The sequence below is a fragment of the Achromobacter spanius genome (genome assembly GCF_039673305.1).
Classification (GTDB): Bacteria; Pseudomonadota; Gammaproteobacteria; order Burkholderiales; family Burkholderiaceae_B; genus Achromobacter; species Achromobacter spanius_F.
On record NZ_JBDJLJ010000022.1, the window covers coordinates 30,227 to 48,916 of the forward strand.

An 18,690-nucleotide genomic window follows, 5' to 3' on the forward strand; every position below is an offset into this window, starting at 1 on the left:
ATTGCCATGACCGCAGCAACCGTACTCGACGCCCCGGCCCGCCTGCTGTTCCTGGCGCGGGATCCGGCCTGCGTGGCCGAACAGCTCGCTGGCGGCGCGCTGGCGCCGGGCCGGGCCTGTGCGCTGCGCGACGACATCTCCACCGACGAGATCACGCCGGTGCCGATCCTGACGCACTTCGACGAGAAGCTGGGCCGCTACCCCTACACCGGCTTTCGCGCGGGCGACGCGCTGCCCATCGGCGTGGACGCGGTCCGGCAGGCGGGCATCAATGTGGTGGTCGCCGGCAAGCGCTACGGCAAGGGCTCGTCGCGCGAGCACAGCCCGATGGCCGAGAAGTCGGCGGGCGTGCGGCTGGTGATCGCCGAGAGCTTCGAGCGCATCTATCGCCAGAACGCCGACAACATCGGGCTCTACACCAGCACCGACATGGGGCTGGTGGATCGCCTGCAACGGGGCGAGCGCATCACTGTCGACGAAGTCGTCGCCGGCCGCGACGCGCTGGCCGCCGCCATCGTGCAGGCGGGCGGCCTGCTGGCCTTCGGTCAATCGCAGCTGCGCGAGGTCGCGCCCGTCGAGATCGGGGCGGACGCGGCCGGCGCCGCGCCGCCGCGTACCCTGTTCGAAAAGATCGTCCTGCGCCACCTGTTGCGCACCGCGGCGACGGCGGGTGAACCCGTCCAGGGGGCGGGCGTCTTCCTGCGCGCTGACTGGCGCTTCATCCATGAGTACTACACCGGCATGGCCGCCCATATGCTGCATGCGCGGATCGGCCGGCCCCTGCGTTTGGCGGATCCCGGCCGCATCGTCGTCTTCGAGGACCATACGTCGTACGTCGACGAAAGCCCGAACCACGTGCGCATGGGCATCGTGCCCAACGTGCGGGCGATGTGCCAGGCGCAGCGGGATTTCGCCAGGGCCTACGGCCTGCGCCAGCACCGCACGCTGACGGAAGCCGAGGCGGCGGCCGACGCCGGCGGCAACGTGGCCGGTATTTCGCACGCCATGATGGCCGAACACTACGCGCTGCCCGGGCAGGTCGTGGTGGGCACCGATTCGCACACGCCGCACAGCGGCGCACTGGGCTGCGTGGCCTTCGGCGTGGGCACCACCGACATGGCGAACGCCTTCGTCACGGGCGCGGTGCGGCTGACGATGCCCGCGTCGTTGCGCATCGATCTGTCCGGCGCGCCGCCGCCGGGCATCACGGCCAAGGACATCGTGCTGCACTTGCTGGCGCTGCCCGAGATCCGCGCGGGGGCGGGCGTGGGCAAGGTGTTCGAGTTCACGGGCGAGGCGGTGGCCGGCCTGTCCATCGATGAGCGCGCCACGCTGACCAACATGACCGCCGAACTGGGCGGCCTGACGGGCATCGTCGCGCCGGACGCGGAGACGGCGCGCTTCCTGCGGGAACGCCGCGGCGTGGACGCCGGCATCGAGCCGTGGATGCAGAGCGATCCCGGGGCCGAGTATTCCGCCACGCTGCGCGTGGACTGCGCGGCGCTGTCGCCGCTGGTGGCGGCGCCCGGCGATCCGGGCAACGGCGTGCCGCTGTCGTCGCTGCGGGAACGGCCCCGCATCGACATCGCCTATGGCGGGTCCTGCACCGCCGGCAAGCGCGAGGACTTCGACCACTATCACGACGTGCTGGCCTGGGCGGTCGCACGCGGGCTGACGCTGCCGGACGGCGTGGCGCTGTACCTGCAGTACGGCACCACCGCCGTGCGCGACTACTGCGTGGCGCAAGGCTACGACCGCACCTTCGCCGCCGTGGGCGCGCGCATCCTGCAGCCGTCCTGCGGCGCCTGCGCCAATTGCGGACCGGGGTCATCCACGGATGCTTCGCAGGTGACGGTCAGCGCGATCAACCGCAACTTCCCGGGACGGTCGGGGCCGGGCAGCGTCTGGCTGGCCAGCCCGCCCACCGTCATGGCCAGCGCGCTCGCCGGTGAACTGGTGTCGTTCGCCGAACTGCAGGCGCGGACTGCGCCCTAGGGTTCCCCCCACTTCGCGCGCCGCGAAGCCCTGCTTAACGAATCCTTAATTGGCAGCCAACCCGGGCTGCGTCAGAGTGCGCAACAGAGAAAACGGCCGTCAGATGCCGTTTCCGGCCGCGCGTTCTGGCGCGGCCCGCCGCAAGGCCCCCTCGCACGGAAAACACCCTGTCGACGATGTGAACCCGGGACACACCGGGAGCTTGCTGATCGGCCGCCGCCGCCTGGCTGCGGCTCCCCCCGTTGGTTCGAGGAGACAACAATGAGCAAGAGCTGGAAGGCGATGGTTGCGGCGGTGGCGGTGATGACGGGCGGATGGGCGCAAGCCGCCGACGCGCCGCCGACGGACGTGAAGTTGATGCAGTTGTCGGTGGGCAAGATCGAGCTGGACAAGGGCTTCATGACCGCCATGGTGGACGTGGGCACGAAGATCAAGATTCCGGTTCCCGCCTATGTGATCCAGCATCCGCGCGGCCTGGTGCTGTTCGACACGGGCATGAACCAGGCCACGGCCGACGGCAACTGCGCCAACTATTGGGGCCAGGGCCTGTGCGGGGCGTTCAATTCCATCCAGGGCCGCGACGAGGTCATCGACCGCCAGCTCAAGGCGGCGGGCTTCGACGTCAGCGACGTGAAGTACGTCGTGTACTCGCACTTCCACCTGGACCACGCCGGCAACATCAAGATGTTCCCCAAGGCCAAGCATGTGGTCCAGAAGGCCGAGCTGCGCGCCGCCTGGTGGCCCGAGAAATTCCAGCGCGCCGCCTACGTGATGAAGGACTTCGACACCACCCGCGACTACGACTTCATCCAGGTGGAGGGCGACTTCGACCTGTTCGGCGACGGCACCATCGTGCTGCTGGACACCAAGGGCCACACGCAGGGCCACCAGTCGCTGCAGGTGAAGCTGCCCAAGACCGGCACGGTGCTGCTGGCGGCGGACGCCATCTACACGGGCGAGAACGAGGCGGGCGTGATTCCCGGCATCACCTGGAACACCGCGGCGTCCATGCTGGCCATCGATCGCCTCAAGCAGATCCGCGACGCGCGCCAGGGCCAGCTCTGGTACAGCCATGACGCGGAGCAGCACGCCCAGAACGCCAAGACCAAAGTGTTCGACTGAGGGCGCGCCATGGAGCCCGCCGTTGCCTTGCACCAGGTCTGCAAGTCGTTCGGGCCGCGCCAGGTCCTGGATTCCCTCAGCCTGTCCGTCAGGCCGGGAGAAATCCTGGGGCTGCTGGGCCCCAACGGCAGCGGCAAGACCACCACGCTGCGCCTGATGGCGGGCTTCTACACGCCCGACAGCGGACGCATCGAGATCCGCGGACGCGAACCCGCCCCGGGGCGCGGCAACGCCGATATCGGCTATCTGCCGGAACGCGCGCCGCTCTATGACGCGCTGACCGTGACGCAGTACCTGGAGTTCGGCGCCGGCGTGAAAGTGCAGGGCGGCGCGCGGGCGCGGCGCCAGGCGATCGAACGGGCCATCGACGGCTTCGACCTGCAGGGCGTGGCGCGGTCGGTGATCGGCCGCCTGTCCAAGGGGCAGCGCCAGCGCGTGGGGCTGGCGCAGGCCGTGCTGAACGATCCGCCGGTGCTGCTGCTGGACGAGGCCACCAACGGCCTGGACCCCGTGCAGATCGTCGAGGCGCGCGCCATGATACGGCGCTGCGCGCAGGGGCGGGCGGTGGTGTTCAGCAGCCACCTGATGCAGGAAGTGGAGGCGCTGTGCACGCGCATCGCCATCCTGCGCCAGGGCCGGCTGGTGCAGGACGCGGCGCTGGGCGAGTCCCGCGCCGCGCTGCAGCTTCATCTTGCCTTGCCCGCGGCGGGGCACGCCGCGCTGCGGGCGGCGTTGTCCGCCTGCCCGGGCGTGCGGAGCGTGGACGTCGCCGTCCTGGACGCGAACCACAGCAAATGGCGCATCGCCTGGGACAGCCCCGCCGCCAGCGGCGCGGCCTGCGATGCGGTGATGCGCGCCGTGCTGGCGCACGCCGAGCTGCGCGCGGTGCTGCCGGCGCAGGAAGCGGTCGAGGCCCGCCTGCTGGCGGCGCTGGCGCCCAACGATCCCCCATTACGGAGGCGCGCATGAAGGGTTTCGCGGCGTTGTACCGCAAAGAACTGCGCACCGACTTCGGCTCGCCCGTCGCGCTGGCCGTCGTGGCGGTGTTCTGGGCCCTGTCGGGCTACCTGTTCAGCTTCAACCTGTTCTTCGTCAGCACGGGCCAGATGGTGACCGCCTTCCACAACATGACCATCCTGCTGATCCTGGTGATGCCGCTGGTCAGCATGCGGGCGTTTGCGGAAGAGGCGCGGCAGGGCACGCTGGAGCTGTTGCTCACACTGCCGCTGTCGGACGTGGCCCTGGTCGCGGCCAAGTACGCGGCCGGCCTGACCATGCTGGCGCTGATGCTGGCGGGCACCATGTCGGCGGTGCTGCCGCTGGCCTGGTACGGCGAACCGGACTACGGCCCCATCATGGGCGGCTACATCGGCGTGTTCCTGTATGGCGCGCTGTTCCTCGCCATCGGCATCGCGGTGTCCAGCGCCTGCTCGAACCAGATCGTGGCGGCCAGCGCCACCTGGGGCATCCTGGTGCTGCTGTGGTTCATCGACTACCCGGCCGCGCTGGACGCGTTTCCCGCGCTGTCGCCGTTCTTCCAGGCCTTGTCGCTGTCGGCCCAGCACGTGGACTTCATCCGGGGCGTGCTGCCCGGTCCCGCGACCGTCACGCTGGCCAGCGTGGCCGTGCTGGCCCTGATGGTGGCCGCGGTCAACTTGAAGCGCTGGAGGCTGCGATGAGCCGCCCGGTCCTGCGCCGCGCCGCCAGGCGCCTGTCGCTGTGGCTGCCCGTGCTGGCCGTGGCCGCGCTGCTGCTGGCGCTGAACCTGTGGGCCGCCCGTCACCTGGGGCGCATCGACCTGACCGCGCAGCGGGTGTACAGCCTGGCGCCGGAAAGCCTGGAGGTCGCGCGCCAGGTGCGCCAGCCGGTGGAAGTGACGTGGTTCTACGACCTGCGCAACAAAAGCATGGTCGACGCCCTGGAACTGCTGCGCCAGTATGAACGCGAGAACCCGCTGATCCGCGTGCGCGGCGTGGATCCGGCGTTGCGTCCGGCCGAGGCCCGCGCCGCCGGCATCCAGTTCGCGGGCAGCGCGGTGCTGGCCTCGGGCGAACGCAAGACGACCATCAACGGCGGCACCGAGACCGACTTCACCAACGCGCTCATCCGCATCAGCCAGAACGGCGCGCAGACGGTGTGCTTCACGCAGGGTCACGGCGAGGCCGCGCTGGACAGCCTGACGTCGCTGGACGACCTGGAAGAGCACGACGGCGACGAGAACCTGGTGGCCCGCGTCGAAGTCCATGAACAGCATGGCATGGCGATGGCGCGCAACGCCCTGCAGACGCTGGGCTTCTCCACGCGCGCGGTCAGCGCCGGCAGCCTGGCGCAGGCCCTGCCGCGCTGCGCCGTGGTGGTGGCCGCCGGACCGCGCACGCCCTTCGGCGAAGACGATGCACAGGCCCTGCGCCGCTGGACGGGGGCGGGCGGCAAGACGCTGCTGTTGCTCGAACCCGATACCCGGCATGGGTTGGACGCACTGCTGGCCGACTTCGGCATCGCCCTGGCCGCGGGCCCGCTGGCCGATCCGGGCAGCCATTACCGCAACGACCCGGGCAGTCCGGCGGTCAGCGACTACACGCGGCACAAGATGACGCGCGGCCTGCCGCTCAGCTTCTTTCCCGGCGCGGCGGGCCTGGAGCCGGCCGGCGAGGCGCTGCCGCCCGGCGTGGTAGTGACGCCGCTGGCGCAGACCTCCGCCGAGGCCCACCCGCCAGGGCGGCCAGCGTCGCGCTACACGCTGATGGCGCTGGCCACGCGCAACGCGCAGGCCTCTGCCGAGGACGGCTCGGCGCGTCCCACGCTGCTGGTCGCGGGCGACAGCGACTTCGCCATCAACCGCCATTTCGCCACGCTGGGCAACGGCGCGCTGTTCACCAATGCCGTCACCCTGCTGGCGGGCGAGGACGCGCTGCTGACGATCCGGCCCCGCCACTACGAGAACCGCCGCGTGGAACTGACCAACCGTCAGATGCGCGCGGTGTTCTGGACCAGCACCGTGGCCTTGCCCCTGCTGGCGCTGATGGCGGGGCTGCTGCTGTGGTGGAGGCGTCGGTGAAAGGCGCGCGCGCCTTGTGGTCCGCTCTGCTGGCGGCGGGCATCGCGCTGTCGGCCTGGCAATGGCGCGAGGCGGCCGAGTCGCCTGCGCACCATGGCGGCCATACCCATCTGCATGACGACAGCGGCAAGCCCGCGCGGCTCTATGCCTGGGAGGCGGGCCGGGCAGCCCGCGTGACGCTGGCCGCGCCTGCCGGCACGGTCAGCCTGACGCGCGGCCCGCAAGGCTGGACCGCGTCGCCGCCGGACGCGGCGCCGGGGTTCGACGCGGCCGATTTCGTCGCGCTGTTCTCGCAGGCCCGCAGCGACCGCGTGCTGACGCCCGAGGCCGGCGAAACCTATGGCCTGGCGCCGCCGCAATTGCGCATCGACGTGCGCGACGCGGCCGGCGCCGCGCTGGCCCTGCTGGACGTGGGCGCGCTTGCGCCGGATGGCCTAGGCCGTTATGTACGCCTGCCGGACGAGGCGCAGATCCGGATTATCCCGGACTATCAGACCCGGGCGCCGCTGGCCGCGATGGGCCGGGACGCGCCGCGGCCCGCGGCCACTCCACCGCTTGTTAAACCCGGCTTGCACAAAGATAAATAGCTGCCCGATAAACCCCTACCTATACTTCGCACACATACCCAGGCGGGTCTGTCCGGCGCCATCGCGGGGCTGGCTATCCGCCTGACAAAAAGCGCCTTCCGGCCCCTGCGTCAACCCTGGCGCGGGGACACGGAAAGGTTGACAAGAGACAAGGGCGCGCCGGGCGCGCCCGGGCGCAAGCCCGCACGTTGCGCAGCATTCCAGGAATCGCCGCGTCCGTGCTCAGCGTATTGGGAGAAGACGCTTGACCTTGGATCTACTGCCTCTCGCCTTGGTGGATGGCGTGGCATACGCCAGTCTGCTGTTCCTGGTGTCGATGGGATTAACCCTGGTGTTCGGCGTGATGGGCATCCTGAACGTCGCCCACGGCGCCTTCTACGCCTTTGGCGGCTACGCCGCCGCCAGCCTTGTCATGTTCATGGCGCCCAAGACCGACTCCCCCATCCTGCTGTTCGCCGCCTTGTTCGTGGCGGCCATCGCGGTGGGGCTCGCGCTGGGCAGCATCATGGAGTTCGTGCTGATCCGCCGCGCCCAGAACTACGACCCCATCCTCAAGCTGCTGCTCACCTTCGGCGCGTTCCTGATGCTGGAAGACATCCAGCGCCTGCTGTGGGGCGCGCAGCCCTACAGCGCCAGCGAAGTCGTGAACCGCCTGGGCAACATCGAGATCGGCGACATCACCTACACCACCTACCAACTGGTGGTGGTGCCGGTCACCGCGCTGCTGGCCTACGTGTGCCTGGAATACTTCCTGCGCCATACCAAGCTGGGCAAGCAGACTGTGGCCACCACGCACAACCGCGAGGTCGCCACGTCCCTGGGCATCAACGCCAAGAAGATCGGATACGTCACCTTCGTGATCGCCACCATCCTGGGCGCCCTGGGCGGCGCGCTGGCCGCGCCCACGACCTCGCTGGTGCCGGGCGCCGGCACGGACATGACGGTGCTGTCGTTCGCGGTGGTCGCCACCGCCGGACTGGGCCAGATCACCGGCGCCCTGATCGCCGCGCTCCTGATCGGCGTCATCCGCGCCATCGCCGTCTACGCCGCGCCCGAACTGGAGGTGGCGGTCCCCTACATCATCATGGTGCTGGTGCTGATCATCCGTCCGCACGGCCTGTTCACCGTGGCCCAGGCGAGGACGATCTGATGAAAGTGCCTGTCCTCAGCTTTTTGGCCGCGCTGGTCACGCTGTTCCTCGGCTACACCTGGTCCTGGACCATCACGCCCATCGTCATCGGCCTGACCTACGCGATCGCCGCGCTGGGCGTGTCGGTGATGGCGCGCGCCGGCCAGATCTCGTTCGGCCATGCCATGTTCGCCTGCATTTCCGCGTACACCGTGGCCTTCCTGGCCAAGGCCGTGCCGGGCATCGACGCGCTGGCGCTGATCCTGGCCGGGGTGGCCGCCAGCTTCGCGGCCGCCGTCGTCATCGGCCTGTTCGTCGTGCGCTACCGCGGCATCTTCTTCGGCATGCTGAACCTGGCGCTGAGCATGGTGCTGTTCGCCCTGCTGGGCAAGCTGTACACGCTGACGGGCGGCTCGGACGGCATGCGCATCGTGCGGCCCACCATGGCCGGCATCGCCATGGAGCGCGAATCCTTCGAGCGCGCGCTGCTGCTCCTGACGCTGGTCCTGTCGCTGGTGCTGGCGTGGTGGGTGCAGCGCTACTTCCGTTCGGGCAGCGGGCAGGCGCTGTCGGCCATCAAGACCAATGAAACGCGCATCGAATACCTGGGGTTTTCCGCGTACTTCATCATGTGGAAGGGCTATCTGCTGTCGGCCGTGGTGGTCGGGTTCTCGGGCGCGATCCTGGCGCTGATGCAGGGACTGGTCACGCCGGAAATCGGGTCGTGGCTGCGGTCGGGCGAATTCGTCTTCATCACCATCCTGGGCGGCGCGGGCCATGCCGCGGGCGCGTTCCTGGGCGCGGTGGGCTTCGAATCCGTCAAGCTGGTGTCCGCGGCGTACTTCCCGGGCCTCTGGCAGTTCCTGCTGGGCCTCACGCTGATCCTGGTGATCTTCATGTTCCCCACGGGCTTTGTCGGGCAGATCAACAAGCGCATCAAGTCGCGCGAGCGCGCCCAGCGCCGCACCCAGGCCCCCGTGCAGGCCGCGGCAAGGAACTGAAGATGAAACCCCTCATTCAAACCACCGACCTGTACCTGGCCTTCGGCGGCGTGGTGGCGGCCGACAACATCAACTTCGAACTGCACGAAGGCGAACGCCTGGCGGTGATCGGGCAGAACGGCGCCGGCAAGACCACCTTCATCAACATCTGCACGGGCTACCTGGCGCCGTCCAAGGGCAAGGTCTACTTCGACGGCAAGGACGTGACCGCCATGGCGCCGCGCAAGATCGTGCGCCTGGGACTGGGGCGTTCGTTCCAGCTGCCGCAGCTTTTCACCGAGCACACGGTGCGCGAGTGCGTGCAGATCGCGGCCGCGCGCCGCAACAAGGAACTGAGCTGGTTCCGTCCGCTGGAAAGCACCATCGACGGGCGCGAAGTGGACGCCACGCTGGACCTGGTGGGCCTTCTGCCCGACGCCGACGAAGCCTGCATCGAACTGCCCGAGGGCAAGCGCAAGCTGCTGGACGTGGCGATGGCGCTGGCGCTGCAGCCCAAGCTGCTGATCATGGACGAACCCACCAGCGGCGTGGCCTCCGAGGACAAATTCGCGTTGATGGAAACCGTGATGCATGCGCTGGACGAACGGCGCGTGACCAGCTGGTTCGTCGAGCACGACGTGGACATCGTGTCGCGCTACGCCACGCGGGTGGCGGCCTGGATCGCCGGCAAGGTGGCCGCCGACGGCTCGCCCGCCGACGTCCTGAACAACCCGCAAATCCGTAGCGAAGTGCTGGGGGCCTGAACCATGTTGAACCTATCGGCCATCAACGTCGACCTGGCGGGCAACCGCATCCTGCGCGACGTCAGCGCCAGTTTCGACGCATCCAAGACCATCGGCATCGTCGGCCGCAACGGCGCGGGCAAGACCACGCTGCTGCGCACCATCATGGGACTGACCCGGCTCAAGTCCGGCAAGATCTCCTTCGACGGCACCGACCTCACCGCGCTGCCCGGCCACCGGCGCGCGGCGCTGAAGGTGGGCTATGCCCCCGAGGACCGGGTCATCTTCCCCACCATGACCGTCGAGGAAAACCTGCATCTGCCTTGCGAGGTGCAGGGCCAGTCCAAGGCCGACATCCAGGCGCGCATGGAAACGGTGCTGAAGGTGGTGCCGCAGCTGGAGCCCATGCTCAAGCGGTCCGGCTCCGCCCTGTCGGGCGGCCAGGGCAAGATGGTGGCGCTGGCGCGCGCCGTCATGGTCGGCACGCGCCTGCTGATGCTGGATGAGCCCTTTCAGGGACTCGCGCCCAAGCTGGCGCGCGACTACACCGAGGCGCTGGCGCGGCTGAAGGAAATGCAGCCCGACCTGTGCGTGGTGATCACCGAGTCCAACGTGAAGTTGCTCGGCGACATTCCCGACCAGATATGGACGATCGAGCGCGGCTCGATCACGCTGAACTGAATCCCCACGGAGACTCTCAATGACGCAGATGATTATCGACGGCCGCCAGGTCGATGCCCGGGACGGCCGCAAGCTCGAGGTCGTCTCGCCGGTAGACGGCGAGGTGTTCACTACCATTCCGCGCGGCCAGCAGGCCGACGTGAACGACGCCGTGCAGGCGGCGCGCGATGCGCTGGACGGCGCCTGGGGCCAGATGACGGCCCTGGAGCGCGGCCGGCTGCTGCTGCGCCTGGGCGAAAGCGTGCTGGCGCACCACGAGGAACTGGCCCAGCTGGAATCGCGCGACACGGGCAAGCCCATGTCCACGGCGCGGGGCGACATCACCGTGCTGGCGCGCTATTTCGAGTTCTACGGCGGCGCGGCCGACAAGGTCCACGGCCAGACCATCCCGTTCCAGAAAGACTATTCGGTGCAGCTCATCCGCGAACCGCTGGGCGTCACCGCCCACATCATCCCGTGGAACTATCCCGCGCAGATGTTCGGCCGCAGCGTGGCGCCGGCGCTGGCCATGGGCAACGCCGCCGTCGTCAAGCCGGCCGAGGACGCCTGCCTGTCCATCATCCGCGTGGCCGAACTGGCGCTGGAAGTCGGCTTTCCGCGCGGCGCGCTGAACATCGTGACCGGCCTGGGCGAAGAAGCGGGCGCCGCGCTGTCGCGCCATCCCGGCATCAACTTCATCACCTTCACCGGCTCGAACGAGGTCGGCGTGCTGATCCAGCAGGCCGCCGCCGTCAATGCGGTCAAGTGCGTGCTGGAACTGGGCGGCAAGTCGGCGCACATCGTGTTCGACGACGCCAGCTACAAGCTGGCCATTCCCGCCATCGTGAAGGGCATCGTGCACAACACCGGGCAGACCTGCACGGCGGGCAGCCGCCTGCTGGTGCAGAAGGGCATCTACGCGGACTTCATGAAGGCGCTGGCCGAGGAATTCTCGAAGGTGCGCGCCGGCACGCCGGACATGGACCTGACCTGCGGCCCCGTCGTCAACAAGGCGCAGTTCGACCGCGTCAACCGCTACATCGCCAAGGGCCTGGCCGACGGCCTGAAGGTGGCGGCCGAGGGCGGCATCGCCGACGGCGTGCCCAAGGGCGGCTACTTCGTGAAGCCCACGCTGTTCAGCGCCGCCAGCCACGATAGCGATCTGCTGACCGAGGAGATCTTCGGCCCGGTGCTGGTGGCGCTGCCGTTCACGGACGAGGCTGAGGCCATTCGCCTGGCCAACGCCACCGACTACGGCCTGCTGGGTGCGGTCTGGACCGAGAACGGCGGACGCCAGCAGCGCGTGGCGCGCGGCATCAAGTGCGGCCAGGTCTACATCAACGGATTCGGCGCGGGCGGCGGCGTGGAGCTGCCCTTCGGCGGCGTCAAGAAGAGCGGGCACGGCCGCGAAAAAGGCTTCATCGCCCTGGAAGAAATGAGCACCACCAAGACCCTGATTCAGTTCTATGGCGAGTGATCGCCGCGCATCATACGGAGACAGAAAATGAGCCAGTTGCAAGGCAAGGTCGCGATCGTCACGGGCGGGGGCAGCGGTTTCGGCGAGGGCATCGTCAAGCTGTACGCCAAGGAAGGCGCCAAGGTGGTCATCGCCGACATCAATAAAGAGGCCGCCGACCGCGTGGCCGCCGAGGTCGGCGCCGCGGCGCTGGCCGTGAAGGCCGACGTGTCCAGCCGCGCCGACATCGACAACGCCGTGCGCGCCTGCCTGGACAAGTTCGGGTCGGTCGACATCGTGGTGAACAATGCCGCCATCACCCACAAGAACCAGCCCATGCTGGACGTGGACGAGGCCATGTTCGACCGCATGTTCGACATCAACGTGAAGTCCATCTATCACATGGCGCAGGCCGTGGTGCCCGTCATGCGCAAGCAGAAGCGCGGCGTGATCCTGAACATCGGGTCGACCGCCGGCATCCGTCCGCGTCCCGGACTCAGCTGGTACAACGCGTCCAAGGGCGCGGTCAACGTGCTGTCCAAGTCCATGGCCGTGGAACTGGGTTCCGACGGCATCCGCGTCAACGCCATCTGCCCCGTCATGGGCATCACCGGCATGTTCGAGCTCTTCATGGGCCTGCCCGATACGCCGGAGAATCGCGCCAAGTTCGTGTCGACCATCCCCCTGGGCCGCTTCTGCCAGCCGTCCGACGTGGCCGCGGCCGCGCTGTTCCTGGCCAGCGACGCCGCCGAATTCATCACCGGCGTGGAATTCCCGGTGGACGGCGGACGCACGGTGTAGGGCAGGGAGCCGGACGGCCGCTGGCCCGCAGGGGCCCGGCCGCCCCGGCGCACACCCGGCGCCGCGCCAGGCTGCGGTTCCGATCTCTTTCTGTGGATGAAGGCGCATGAAAATCAAAGCGGCGTTATTGCGGGAAGTGGGGGTGGAGGGGCCGTATGCGCAGACCCGGCCCCTGACCATCGCGGACATCGAACTGGACCCGCCCGGTTTTGGCGAGGTGCTGGTCAGGATCAAGGCGGCGGGCCTTTGCCATTCCGACCTGTCGGTCATCAACGGCGACCGGCCGCGCGGCGTGCCCATCGTGCTGGGCCACGAATCGTCCGGCGAGGTCGTCGAGACCGGCCCCGGCGTGACGGACCTGAAGGCCGGCGACCATGTCGCCATGGTGTTCGTGCCCAGCTGCGGCTGCTGCAACCCCTGCATGGAAGGCCGCCCGGCCCTGTGCGAGCCCGGCGCCGTGGCCAACACGAAGGGCACGCTGCTGGGTGGCGAGCGCCGCCTGCACATCGGCGATGAATACATCAACCACCACACCGGCGTGTCCTGCTTCGCGGAATACGCCGTGGTGTCGCGCCGTTCGTGCGTCAAGGTGAATGTCGAGCTCAGCCACCGCGAGGCGGCGCTCTTCGGCTGCGCCGTGCTGACGGGCGCGGGCGCCGTCATCAACCGCGCCCGCATCAAGACGGGCGACACGGCCGCCATCGTCGGGCTGGGCGGCGTGGGCCTGTCGGCCTTGCTGGCCGCCGTGGCCGCCGGCGCGCGCCGCGTCGTCGCCATCGATCTCAGCGACGAAAAGCTGGCGCTGGCCAGGGAGTTGGGCGCTACCCACATCGTCAACCCGAAACAGGTGAAGTCGGACGACGACCTCATGGACCTGGCGGGCGGGCGCGTGGATTACGGCTTCGACATGGCCGGCGCCGTGCCCGCCTTTGAAACGGCCTACAAGCTGACTCGCCGCGGCGGCGCCACGGTCACGTCCGGCCTGCCCAATCCCAAGTTCAGCTTCCCGCTGTCGCTGTCGCAGATGGTGGGCGAAGAGCGCGAGATCCGGGGCAGCTACCTGGGCTCGGGCGTGCCCGCCATCGACATCAGCCGCTACATCGACCTGTACAAGGCCGGCCGCCTGCCGGTGGACAGGATGATGGGCCGATCGTTTTCGCTGGACCAGATCAACGAGGGGTTCGATCACCTCGCCACCGGCGGCAGCCTGCGCGACGCCATCGTTTTCTAAGGGCACAGACCCGACTACAACACTGGAGACAACACCATGAAAACCTCAAGACTGGCGGCCTTGCTGGGCGCCACCCTGCTGTCGGGACTCGCTTCGCTGGCGGTCGCCGCCGACAAGCCCAAGGAACTGAATGTCGGCATCTCGACCTTCCTGTCGGGATCCGCCTCGGTGTTCGGCGTGCCGGCCCGCGACGCGGCCGACATCCTGATCCAGGACATCAACGCCAACGGCGGCATCGACGGCGTGAAGATCGTGCCCAGCTACATCGACGAAGGCGGCGGCGGCGAAAAGCTGCTGTCGGAATACCGCCGCCTGGCCGAAGGCGGCACGCGCGTCATGCTGTCGGCCATCTCCAGCGGCCACTGCAACATCGTGGCGCCGGTGGCCGAAGACCTGAAAGTGCTGAACGTGCTGTGGGACTGCGGCACCGAAAAGGCGCTGGAAGGCAAGAACTACAAGTACGTGGTGCGCACGCAGGCCAACGCCACCACGGAAATGGTCGCCCAGGTGCTGTACCTGATGAAGGTCAAGCCCGACTTCAAGACCATCGCGATCGTGAACCAGGACTACGCGTGGGGCCGCGATTCGCGCGACATCTTCCTGGCCGCGTTGAAGAAGTTCAAGCCCGACGTCAAGGTCGTGGCCGAGATGTTCCCCAAGTTCGGCGCCGCCGACTTCTCCACCGAGATCAGCCGCCTGCAGGCGCTGCGCCCGGACGTCATCGTCTCCACCTCGTGGGGCGGCGACCTGGACAACTTCGTGCGCCAGGCCTCGCAGCGCAACCTGTTCAAGAACTCCACCTTCGTGCTGTCGCTGGCGGAAAGCTCGCTGGAGCGCCTGGGCAACGCGTTGCCCGAGGGCGTGCTGGTCGGCGCGCGCGGCGACCATTACTTCCTGCATCCGGAAACCAAGGACGATCCGCAGCACCAGGCCTTCGTGAAGAAATTCCACGACAAGACCGGCGCCTATCCGATCTACTCGGTCTATCACATGGTGCAGGGCATCCAGGGCCTGAAGGCGGGCTACGAAAAGGCCATCAAGGACAACGGCGGCAACTGGCCCACGCCGGAACAGGTGGCGGCCGCCATGCATGACGTGAGCTTCAAGGGCTATGGCCGCGAAGTAAAGATGCATCGCGCCGACGGCCAGGCGCTGGAAGCGCAGCTCTTCGGCGTGACCAAGAAGAGCGACAAGTATCCGTTCAAGGTGCTGGCCGACATCACCATCGTCCCGGCCGAACTGGTGACGCCGGGGGTGACGGACACGTCGATGGCCTGGATCGAGAAGAGCCTGACGCCCGACGTCCTGAAGAGCGACCAGATCAAGGTGTTCCCGAACTGAACGGGATGGATTGAGCAAGCAGCAGTGTGTGGTGCAGGGATGGCCCCGGCGTGAACCGCCGGGGCGTTTTTTTGGGTCGTCCGGGTAAAAGTCCTTAAAGCTCCAGCACGACCCTTTTCCCCCCGCACGACCGCGAGCAGCACGCCATCATCTTGCTGTTGGCCTCGCGCTCCGCGCGCGTCAGCACGACATCCCGGTGGTCGATGTCGCCTTCCAGCACGCGCACCTCGCACGACCCGCACAACCCTTCCTCGCAGTCGCTCTGCACGTCGATATTGGCGCCGCGCAGCGCCGTGAGCAGGGTCTGGTCGGCGGGCACGGTGATGACAATTCCCGAATCCTTCAGCACCGCTTCAAAGGCCTGCTCCCGGGACGGATCCAGCGTGCCCAGCGTGGAATGGAAATGTTCCACGCGCAGCGAGTCCTCCGGCCATGCGGCGCAGCAGCCGGCCAGCGCATCCAGCAGGCCCTGCGGCCCGCAGGCGTAGACCTGGGCCTTGTCCTGCGGCGCGGCCAGCAGTGCCGCATAATCCGCGCGGCCGCCCTCGTCCTTGATGTGCAGGCGCAGGCGGTCGCCATGCAACTGCGCCAGCTCGTCGGCCAGCGCCATGCAGGGGCGCGAGCGGCCGCTGTAATGCAGCTCATAGTCCAGCCCCAGCTCCTTCGCGCGGCGCGCCATGGCGCTGATGGGCGTGATGCCGATGCCGCCCGCGATCAGGATGAGCCTGCCGGCGGATTCGTCCAGCCGGAAATGATTGCGCGGACCCCGGATGCGCAGGCGCGCGCCCGGCACGGCATGCTCGTGCATCCAGGCGGAACCGCCGCGGCCATGGGCCTCGCGCAGCACCGCGATCTCGAACACGCCGCTCTCGGCCGGATCGCCGCACAGCGAATACTGGCGCGACAGCCCCGTGTCCCCGCACTCCACGTCGATGTGCGACCCCGGCGACCAGCGGGGCAGGGGCTTGCCGTCGGGCGAAACCAGCCGCAGGCGCACGACGCCATCGGCGGCCTGCATCGCGCTTTGCACCACCACCGGGCGGGTGATGGCGTGCGAGGACGGCTCGCCGATGCGCACGGGCTGCTGCCCCTGCAGCAGGGCGGGATTGGCGCGTTCCGGATTGAGCGCCGGATCCCATTCCACCCACAGGTGTTCCGGCCCGCGGAAAGACGTATTGGGCACGTAGGTAAAGGCCTGCTCCGCCAGCTTCAGGTGCGGCAGGCGGCGCGTCAGCTCTTCCAGGAAAATCTGCATCTCCATGCGCGCCAGGTTCTTGCCCATGCACTGGTGCGAGCCATAGCCAAAAGTAAGCTGGTCGCTGGCGTTCTCGCGGCGGATATCGAACAGATCGGCGTCTTCGAACTGCCCCTCGTCGTGGTTGGCCGACGACGTCACGATCAGCAGCTTGGAACCGGCCGGAATGGCGACGCCCGCGACTTCCACGTCGCGCGTCGCCAGCCGCCGCCACGCCGCGACCGAGCCATTGTGGCGCAGGCATTCCTCGACCGCGTTGGGGATCAGGTCCGGGTCTGCGCAGATCTCGCGCCAGGCTTCCGGGTGCTGCAAGAGCAGCTTGAAGGCGTTGGCCGAGGCATTCGCCGTGGTCTCGTGCGCCGCGACGATGCCGGCCATCATCATGGAATGCAGATACGAGTCGGTCACGACCTCCGGATGCGTCTGCTGCTTGCGCAGGCCATATTGCATCCAGCCGGGGCCGGACGGATCCTGCCGCATCTTGTCCAGGATCTTGCCCGCCAACTGCCAGAAGTTGCCCACCGCGTGCGCCACGGCGACCTGTTCCTCCGGCTTGGGACGGCCCCAGGTGTTGACCGTGTGCGCGATGGAATATTGGCGCAGCAGGTCCATGTCCTCTTCCGGGACGCCCAGGAAATGCAGCGCCACGGTCAGCGGCACTTCCCACAGCATCTGGTCGACCAGATCGGCGCGGCCGTCGTCGATGAAGCGGTCCACATATTCGCGCGTCAGGCGGCGCACCATGGGTTCATGGTGCTTCAGTTCTTCGGGCGTGAACGGGTCCATCAGCACGCGCCGGCGCGGCATGTGGGCGGGCTCGTCCTCGTTCACCAGCGTGCGGTTCATCGCGTAGCCGTAGGACTCCAGCACCGCGTTGGCTTCCGGCCCCGTCGGCGTGATCTTTTCCAGCGCGATGGACGGGCTGAACGTGATGTTGTCGCGGAAGATCGCCTTGATGTCCTCGTAGCGCGTCACCACCCAATAGCCCAGTTGCGGGCTGTAGAACACGGGTTCCTGCTCGCGCGCCCAGCGCACGTATTCCGGGGGATCCTGCTGGTAGCCGTCGCCGAAGGGATCGAAGGCGGCGGCGCGCGGGCTGACCGGACAGCCCGTCGGGCTTTGCGCGGCGGCCAGCGCCGCGTGGTCGATGGGACAGCCCGAAGGGCGCGGGGAGGCGGGTGCTTGATTCATGGGGTCTTCCGTGTGTTCGTCTTGCGGGCCCGCCGCGCGCCGGGGCTGGCGGCGGGCCGGTGCGATCAGTCCAGCGTGATGCGCAGGTCGGTGATCAGCTTCTGCCAGCGGGCGCGCTCGCTCGTCAGCATCTCGGCATACTGCGCAGGCGTATTGCCCACGGGCTCGATGCCGAATTCCACCAGGCGCTGGCGCGTGGCGGGGTCATTGATGGTGGCCACGACCTGCTTGTTCAGGGCGTCGATCACCGGCTTGGGCGTTCCGGCGGGAACCACCACGCCCACTTGCGCGGCCGCTTCCACGTTCTTCAGCCCGATTTCCGCGAACGTCGGCACGTCCGGCAATTGCGGCAGGCGGGTCGGGTTGGCGACCGCCAGGGCCTTCACCTTGCCGCCGTTGATGAAGCCTGCGCCCGCGGCCAGGTCCACCATCATGGCGGGCACCTGCCCGCCGGCCACGTCCGCCAGCGCGGGCGACGCGCCGCGATAGGGCACGTGCGTGAGCGTCAGGCCGGCTTCCACCTTCAGCAGCTCCATCGCCAGGTGGTGCGGGCTGCCGGCGCCGGCCGAGGCGTAGTCCAGCCCTTCCTTGCGGCTTTTCGCTTCCGCCAGGAACTCCTTGGCCGAGTTGACCTTCATGGCCGGGCCGACCACCAGGATCATCGGGAACCGGCCCATCAACGTCACGGGCGCCAGGTCCTTCGCCGGGTCATACGACAGCTTCTTGTAGAGCGCCGGATTGAACACCAGCGTGCCGTTGTCGGCGGACAGCATCGTGTAGCCGTCGGCCGGGGCGCGCGCCGTCTCCGACGCCGCGATGGCGGTATTGCCGCCGGGCTTGTTTTCGATCACGACCGGCTGGCCCAGGCGCCCGGTCAGGCCCTGGCCGATGCTGCGCGCCAGGAAGTCGGACCCGCCGCCCGCGGCGTAGGGCACGATCCAGCGCACGGGCTTGGCGGGGTAGGCGGCGGCCGGCTGCTGGGCGGACGCGCTGGCACAAGCCAGCAGGGGCAGGGCCAGCAGGCCGGCCAGGACATGGTGTTTAACACTGCGCATGGGCAAGTCTCCTCTTTGTGGAATGTCAAAATTGCATTCCTTGTTTGCGTTTGCGTAAATCATATACGCAATGCGTAATTTATAAA

General features: G+C 68.3%; 16 protein-coding genes. 14 read left to right on the forward strand and 2 right to left on the reverse strand.

What is annotated here, in order from left to right; translation table 11 throughout:
* Positions 1-6 precede the first annotated feature (6 nt).
* The 14 genes from ABE485_RS17925 (at position 7) to ABE485_RS17990 (ending at position 15,103) form a co-directional block, all read left to right on the forward strand.
* Positions 7-1,995: an aconitase family protein gene (locus ABE485_RS17925; RefSeq protein ID WP_346516618.1), complete on the forward strand. Its 1,989-nt coding sequence runs from the start codon at positions 7-9 to the stop codon at positions 1,993-1,995.
* Positions 1,996-2,256: 261 nt separating this feature from the next.
* A complete protein-coding gene (locus ABE485_RS17930; protein ID WP_346516619.1) occupies positions 2,257-3,117 on the forward strand; it encodes an N-acyl homoserine lactonase family protein in 861 nt (286 codons plus the stop codon).
* 9 nt (positions 3,118-3,126) lie between these two features.
* Positions 3,127-4,086: an ABC transporter ATP-binding protein gene (locus ABE485_RS17935; RefSeq protein ID WP_346516620.1), complete on the forward strand. Its 960-nt coding sequence runs from the start codon at positions 3,127-3,129 to the stop codon at positions 4,084-4,086.
* Positions 4,083-4,796 carry an ABC transporter permease gene (locus ABE485_RS17940; protein WP_346516621.1) on the forward strand — a complete coding sequence of 238 codons (714 nt, stop codon included), beginning with the start codon at positions 4,083-4,085 and terminating at the stop codon, positions 4,794-4,796. The genes ABE485_RS17935 and ABE485_RS17940 overlap by 4 nt, the downstream gene beginning before the upstream one ends.
* On the forward strand, positions 4,793-6,175 hold the full coding sequence (locus ABE485_RS17945; RefSeq protein ID WP_346516622.1) for a GldG family protein: 1,383 nt from the start codon (positions 4,793-4,795) through the stop codon (positions 6,173-6,175). The genes ABE485_RS17940 and ABE485_RS17945 overlap by 4 nt, the downstream gene beginning before the upstream one ends.
* A gap of 14 nt (positions 6,176-6,189) precedes the next feature.
* Positions 6,190-6,762 carry an electron transporter SenC gene (locus tag ABE485_RS17950; protein WP_346516623.1) on the forward strand — a complete coding sequence of 191 codons (573 nt, stop codon included), beginning with the start codon at positions 6,190-6,192 and terminating at the stop codon, positions 6,760-6,762.
* A gap of 244 nt (positions 6,763-7,006) precedes the next feature.
* Positions 7,007-7,912, forward strand: coding sequence for a branched-chain amino acid ABC transporter permease (locus tag ABE485_RS17955; RefSeq protein ID WP_346516624.1), 906 nt, complete (start codon positions 7,007-7,009; stop codon positions 7,910-7,912).
* Positions 7,912-8,892 (forward strand): branched-chain amino acid ABC transporter permease, encoded by a 981-nt coding sequence (locus ABE485_RS17960; protein WP_346516625.1) that lies wholly within the window; start codon positions 7,912-7,914, stop codon positions 8,890-8,892. The genes ABE485_RS17955 and ABE485_RS17960 overlap by 1 nt, the downstream gene beginning before the upstream one ends.
* A 2-nt stretch (positions 8,893-8,894) precedes the next feature.
* On the forward strand, positions 8,895-9,635 hold the full coding sequence (locus ABE485_RS17965; RefSeq protein WP_346516626.1) for an ABC transporter ATP-binding protein: 741 nt from the start codon (positions 8,895-8,897) through the stop codon (positions 9,633-9,635).
* Positions 9,636-9,638: 3 nt separating this feature from the next.
* Positions 9,639-10,295, forward strand: coding sequence for an ABC transporter ATP-binding protein (locus tag ABE485_RS17970; RefSeq protein WP_346516627.1), 657 nt, complete (start codon positions 9,639-9,641; stop codon positions 10,293-10,295).
* A 19-nt stretch (positions 10,296-10,314) separates the two neighbouring features.
* Positions 10,315-11,751 (forward strand): aldehyde dehydrogenase family protein, encoded by a 1,437-nt coding sequence (locus ABE485_RS17975; protein WP_346516628.1) that lies wholly within the window; start codon positions 10,315-10,317, stop codon positions 11,749-11,751.
* A gap of 27 nt (positions 11,752-11,778) precedes the next feature.
* Positions 11,779-12,531 (forward strand): glucose 1-dehydrogenase, encoded by a 753-nt coding sequence (locus ABE485_RS17980; protein ID WP_346516629.1) that lies wholly within the window; start codon positions 11,779-11,781, stop codon positions 12,529-12,531.
* A gap of 106 nt (positions 12,532-12,637) precedes the next feature.
* The gene (locus ABE485_RS17985; protein WP_346516630.1) at positions 12,638-13,762 is read left to right on the forward strand and encodes a zinc-dependent alcohol dehydrogenase family protein; all 1,125 of its coding nucleotides are present in this window, start codon (positions 12,638-12,640) and stop codon (positions 13,760-13,762) included.
* A gap of 36 nt (positions 13,763-13,798) precedes the next feature.
* The gene (locus ABE485_RS17990) at positions 13,799-15,103 is read left to right on the forward strand and encodes an ABC transporter substrate-binding protein (protein WP_346516631.1); all 1,305 of its coding nucleotides are present in this window, start codon (positions 13,799-13,801) and stop codon (positions 15,101-15,103) included.
* Positions 15,104-15,197: 94 nt separating this feature from the next.
* Here ABE485_RS17990 and ABE485_RS17995 read toward each other — a convergent pair whose 3' ends face one another.
* The gene (locus ABE485_RS17995) at positions 15,198-17,549 is read right to left on the reverse strand and encodes a cytochrome P450/oxidoreductase (RefSeq protein WP_346516632.1); all 2,352 of its coding nucleotides are present in this window, start codon (positions 17,547-17,549) and stop codon (positions 15,198-15,200) included.
* A 65-nt stretch (positions 17,550-17,614) separates the two neighbouring features.
* The gene (locus ABE485_RS18000) at positions 17,615-18,604 is read right to left on the reverse strand and encodes a Bug family tripartite tricarboxylate transporter substrate binding protein (RefSeq protein ID WP_346516633.1); all 990 of its coding nucleotides are present in this window, start codon (positions 18,602-18,604) and stop codon (positions 17,615-17,617) included.
* Between the last annotated feature and the right edge of the window lie 86 nt (positions 18,605-18,690).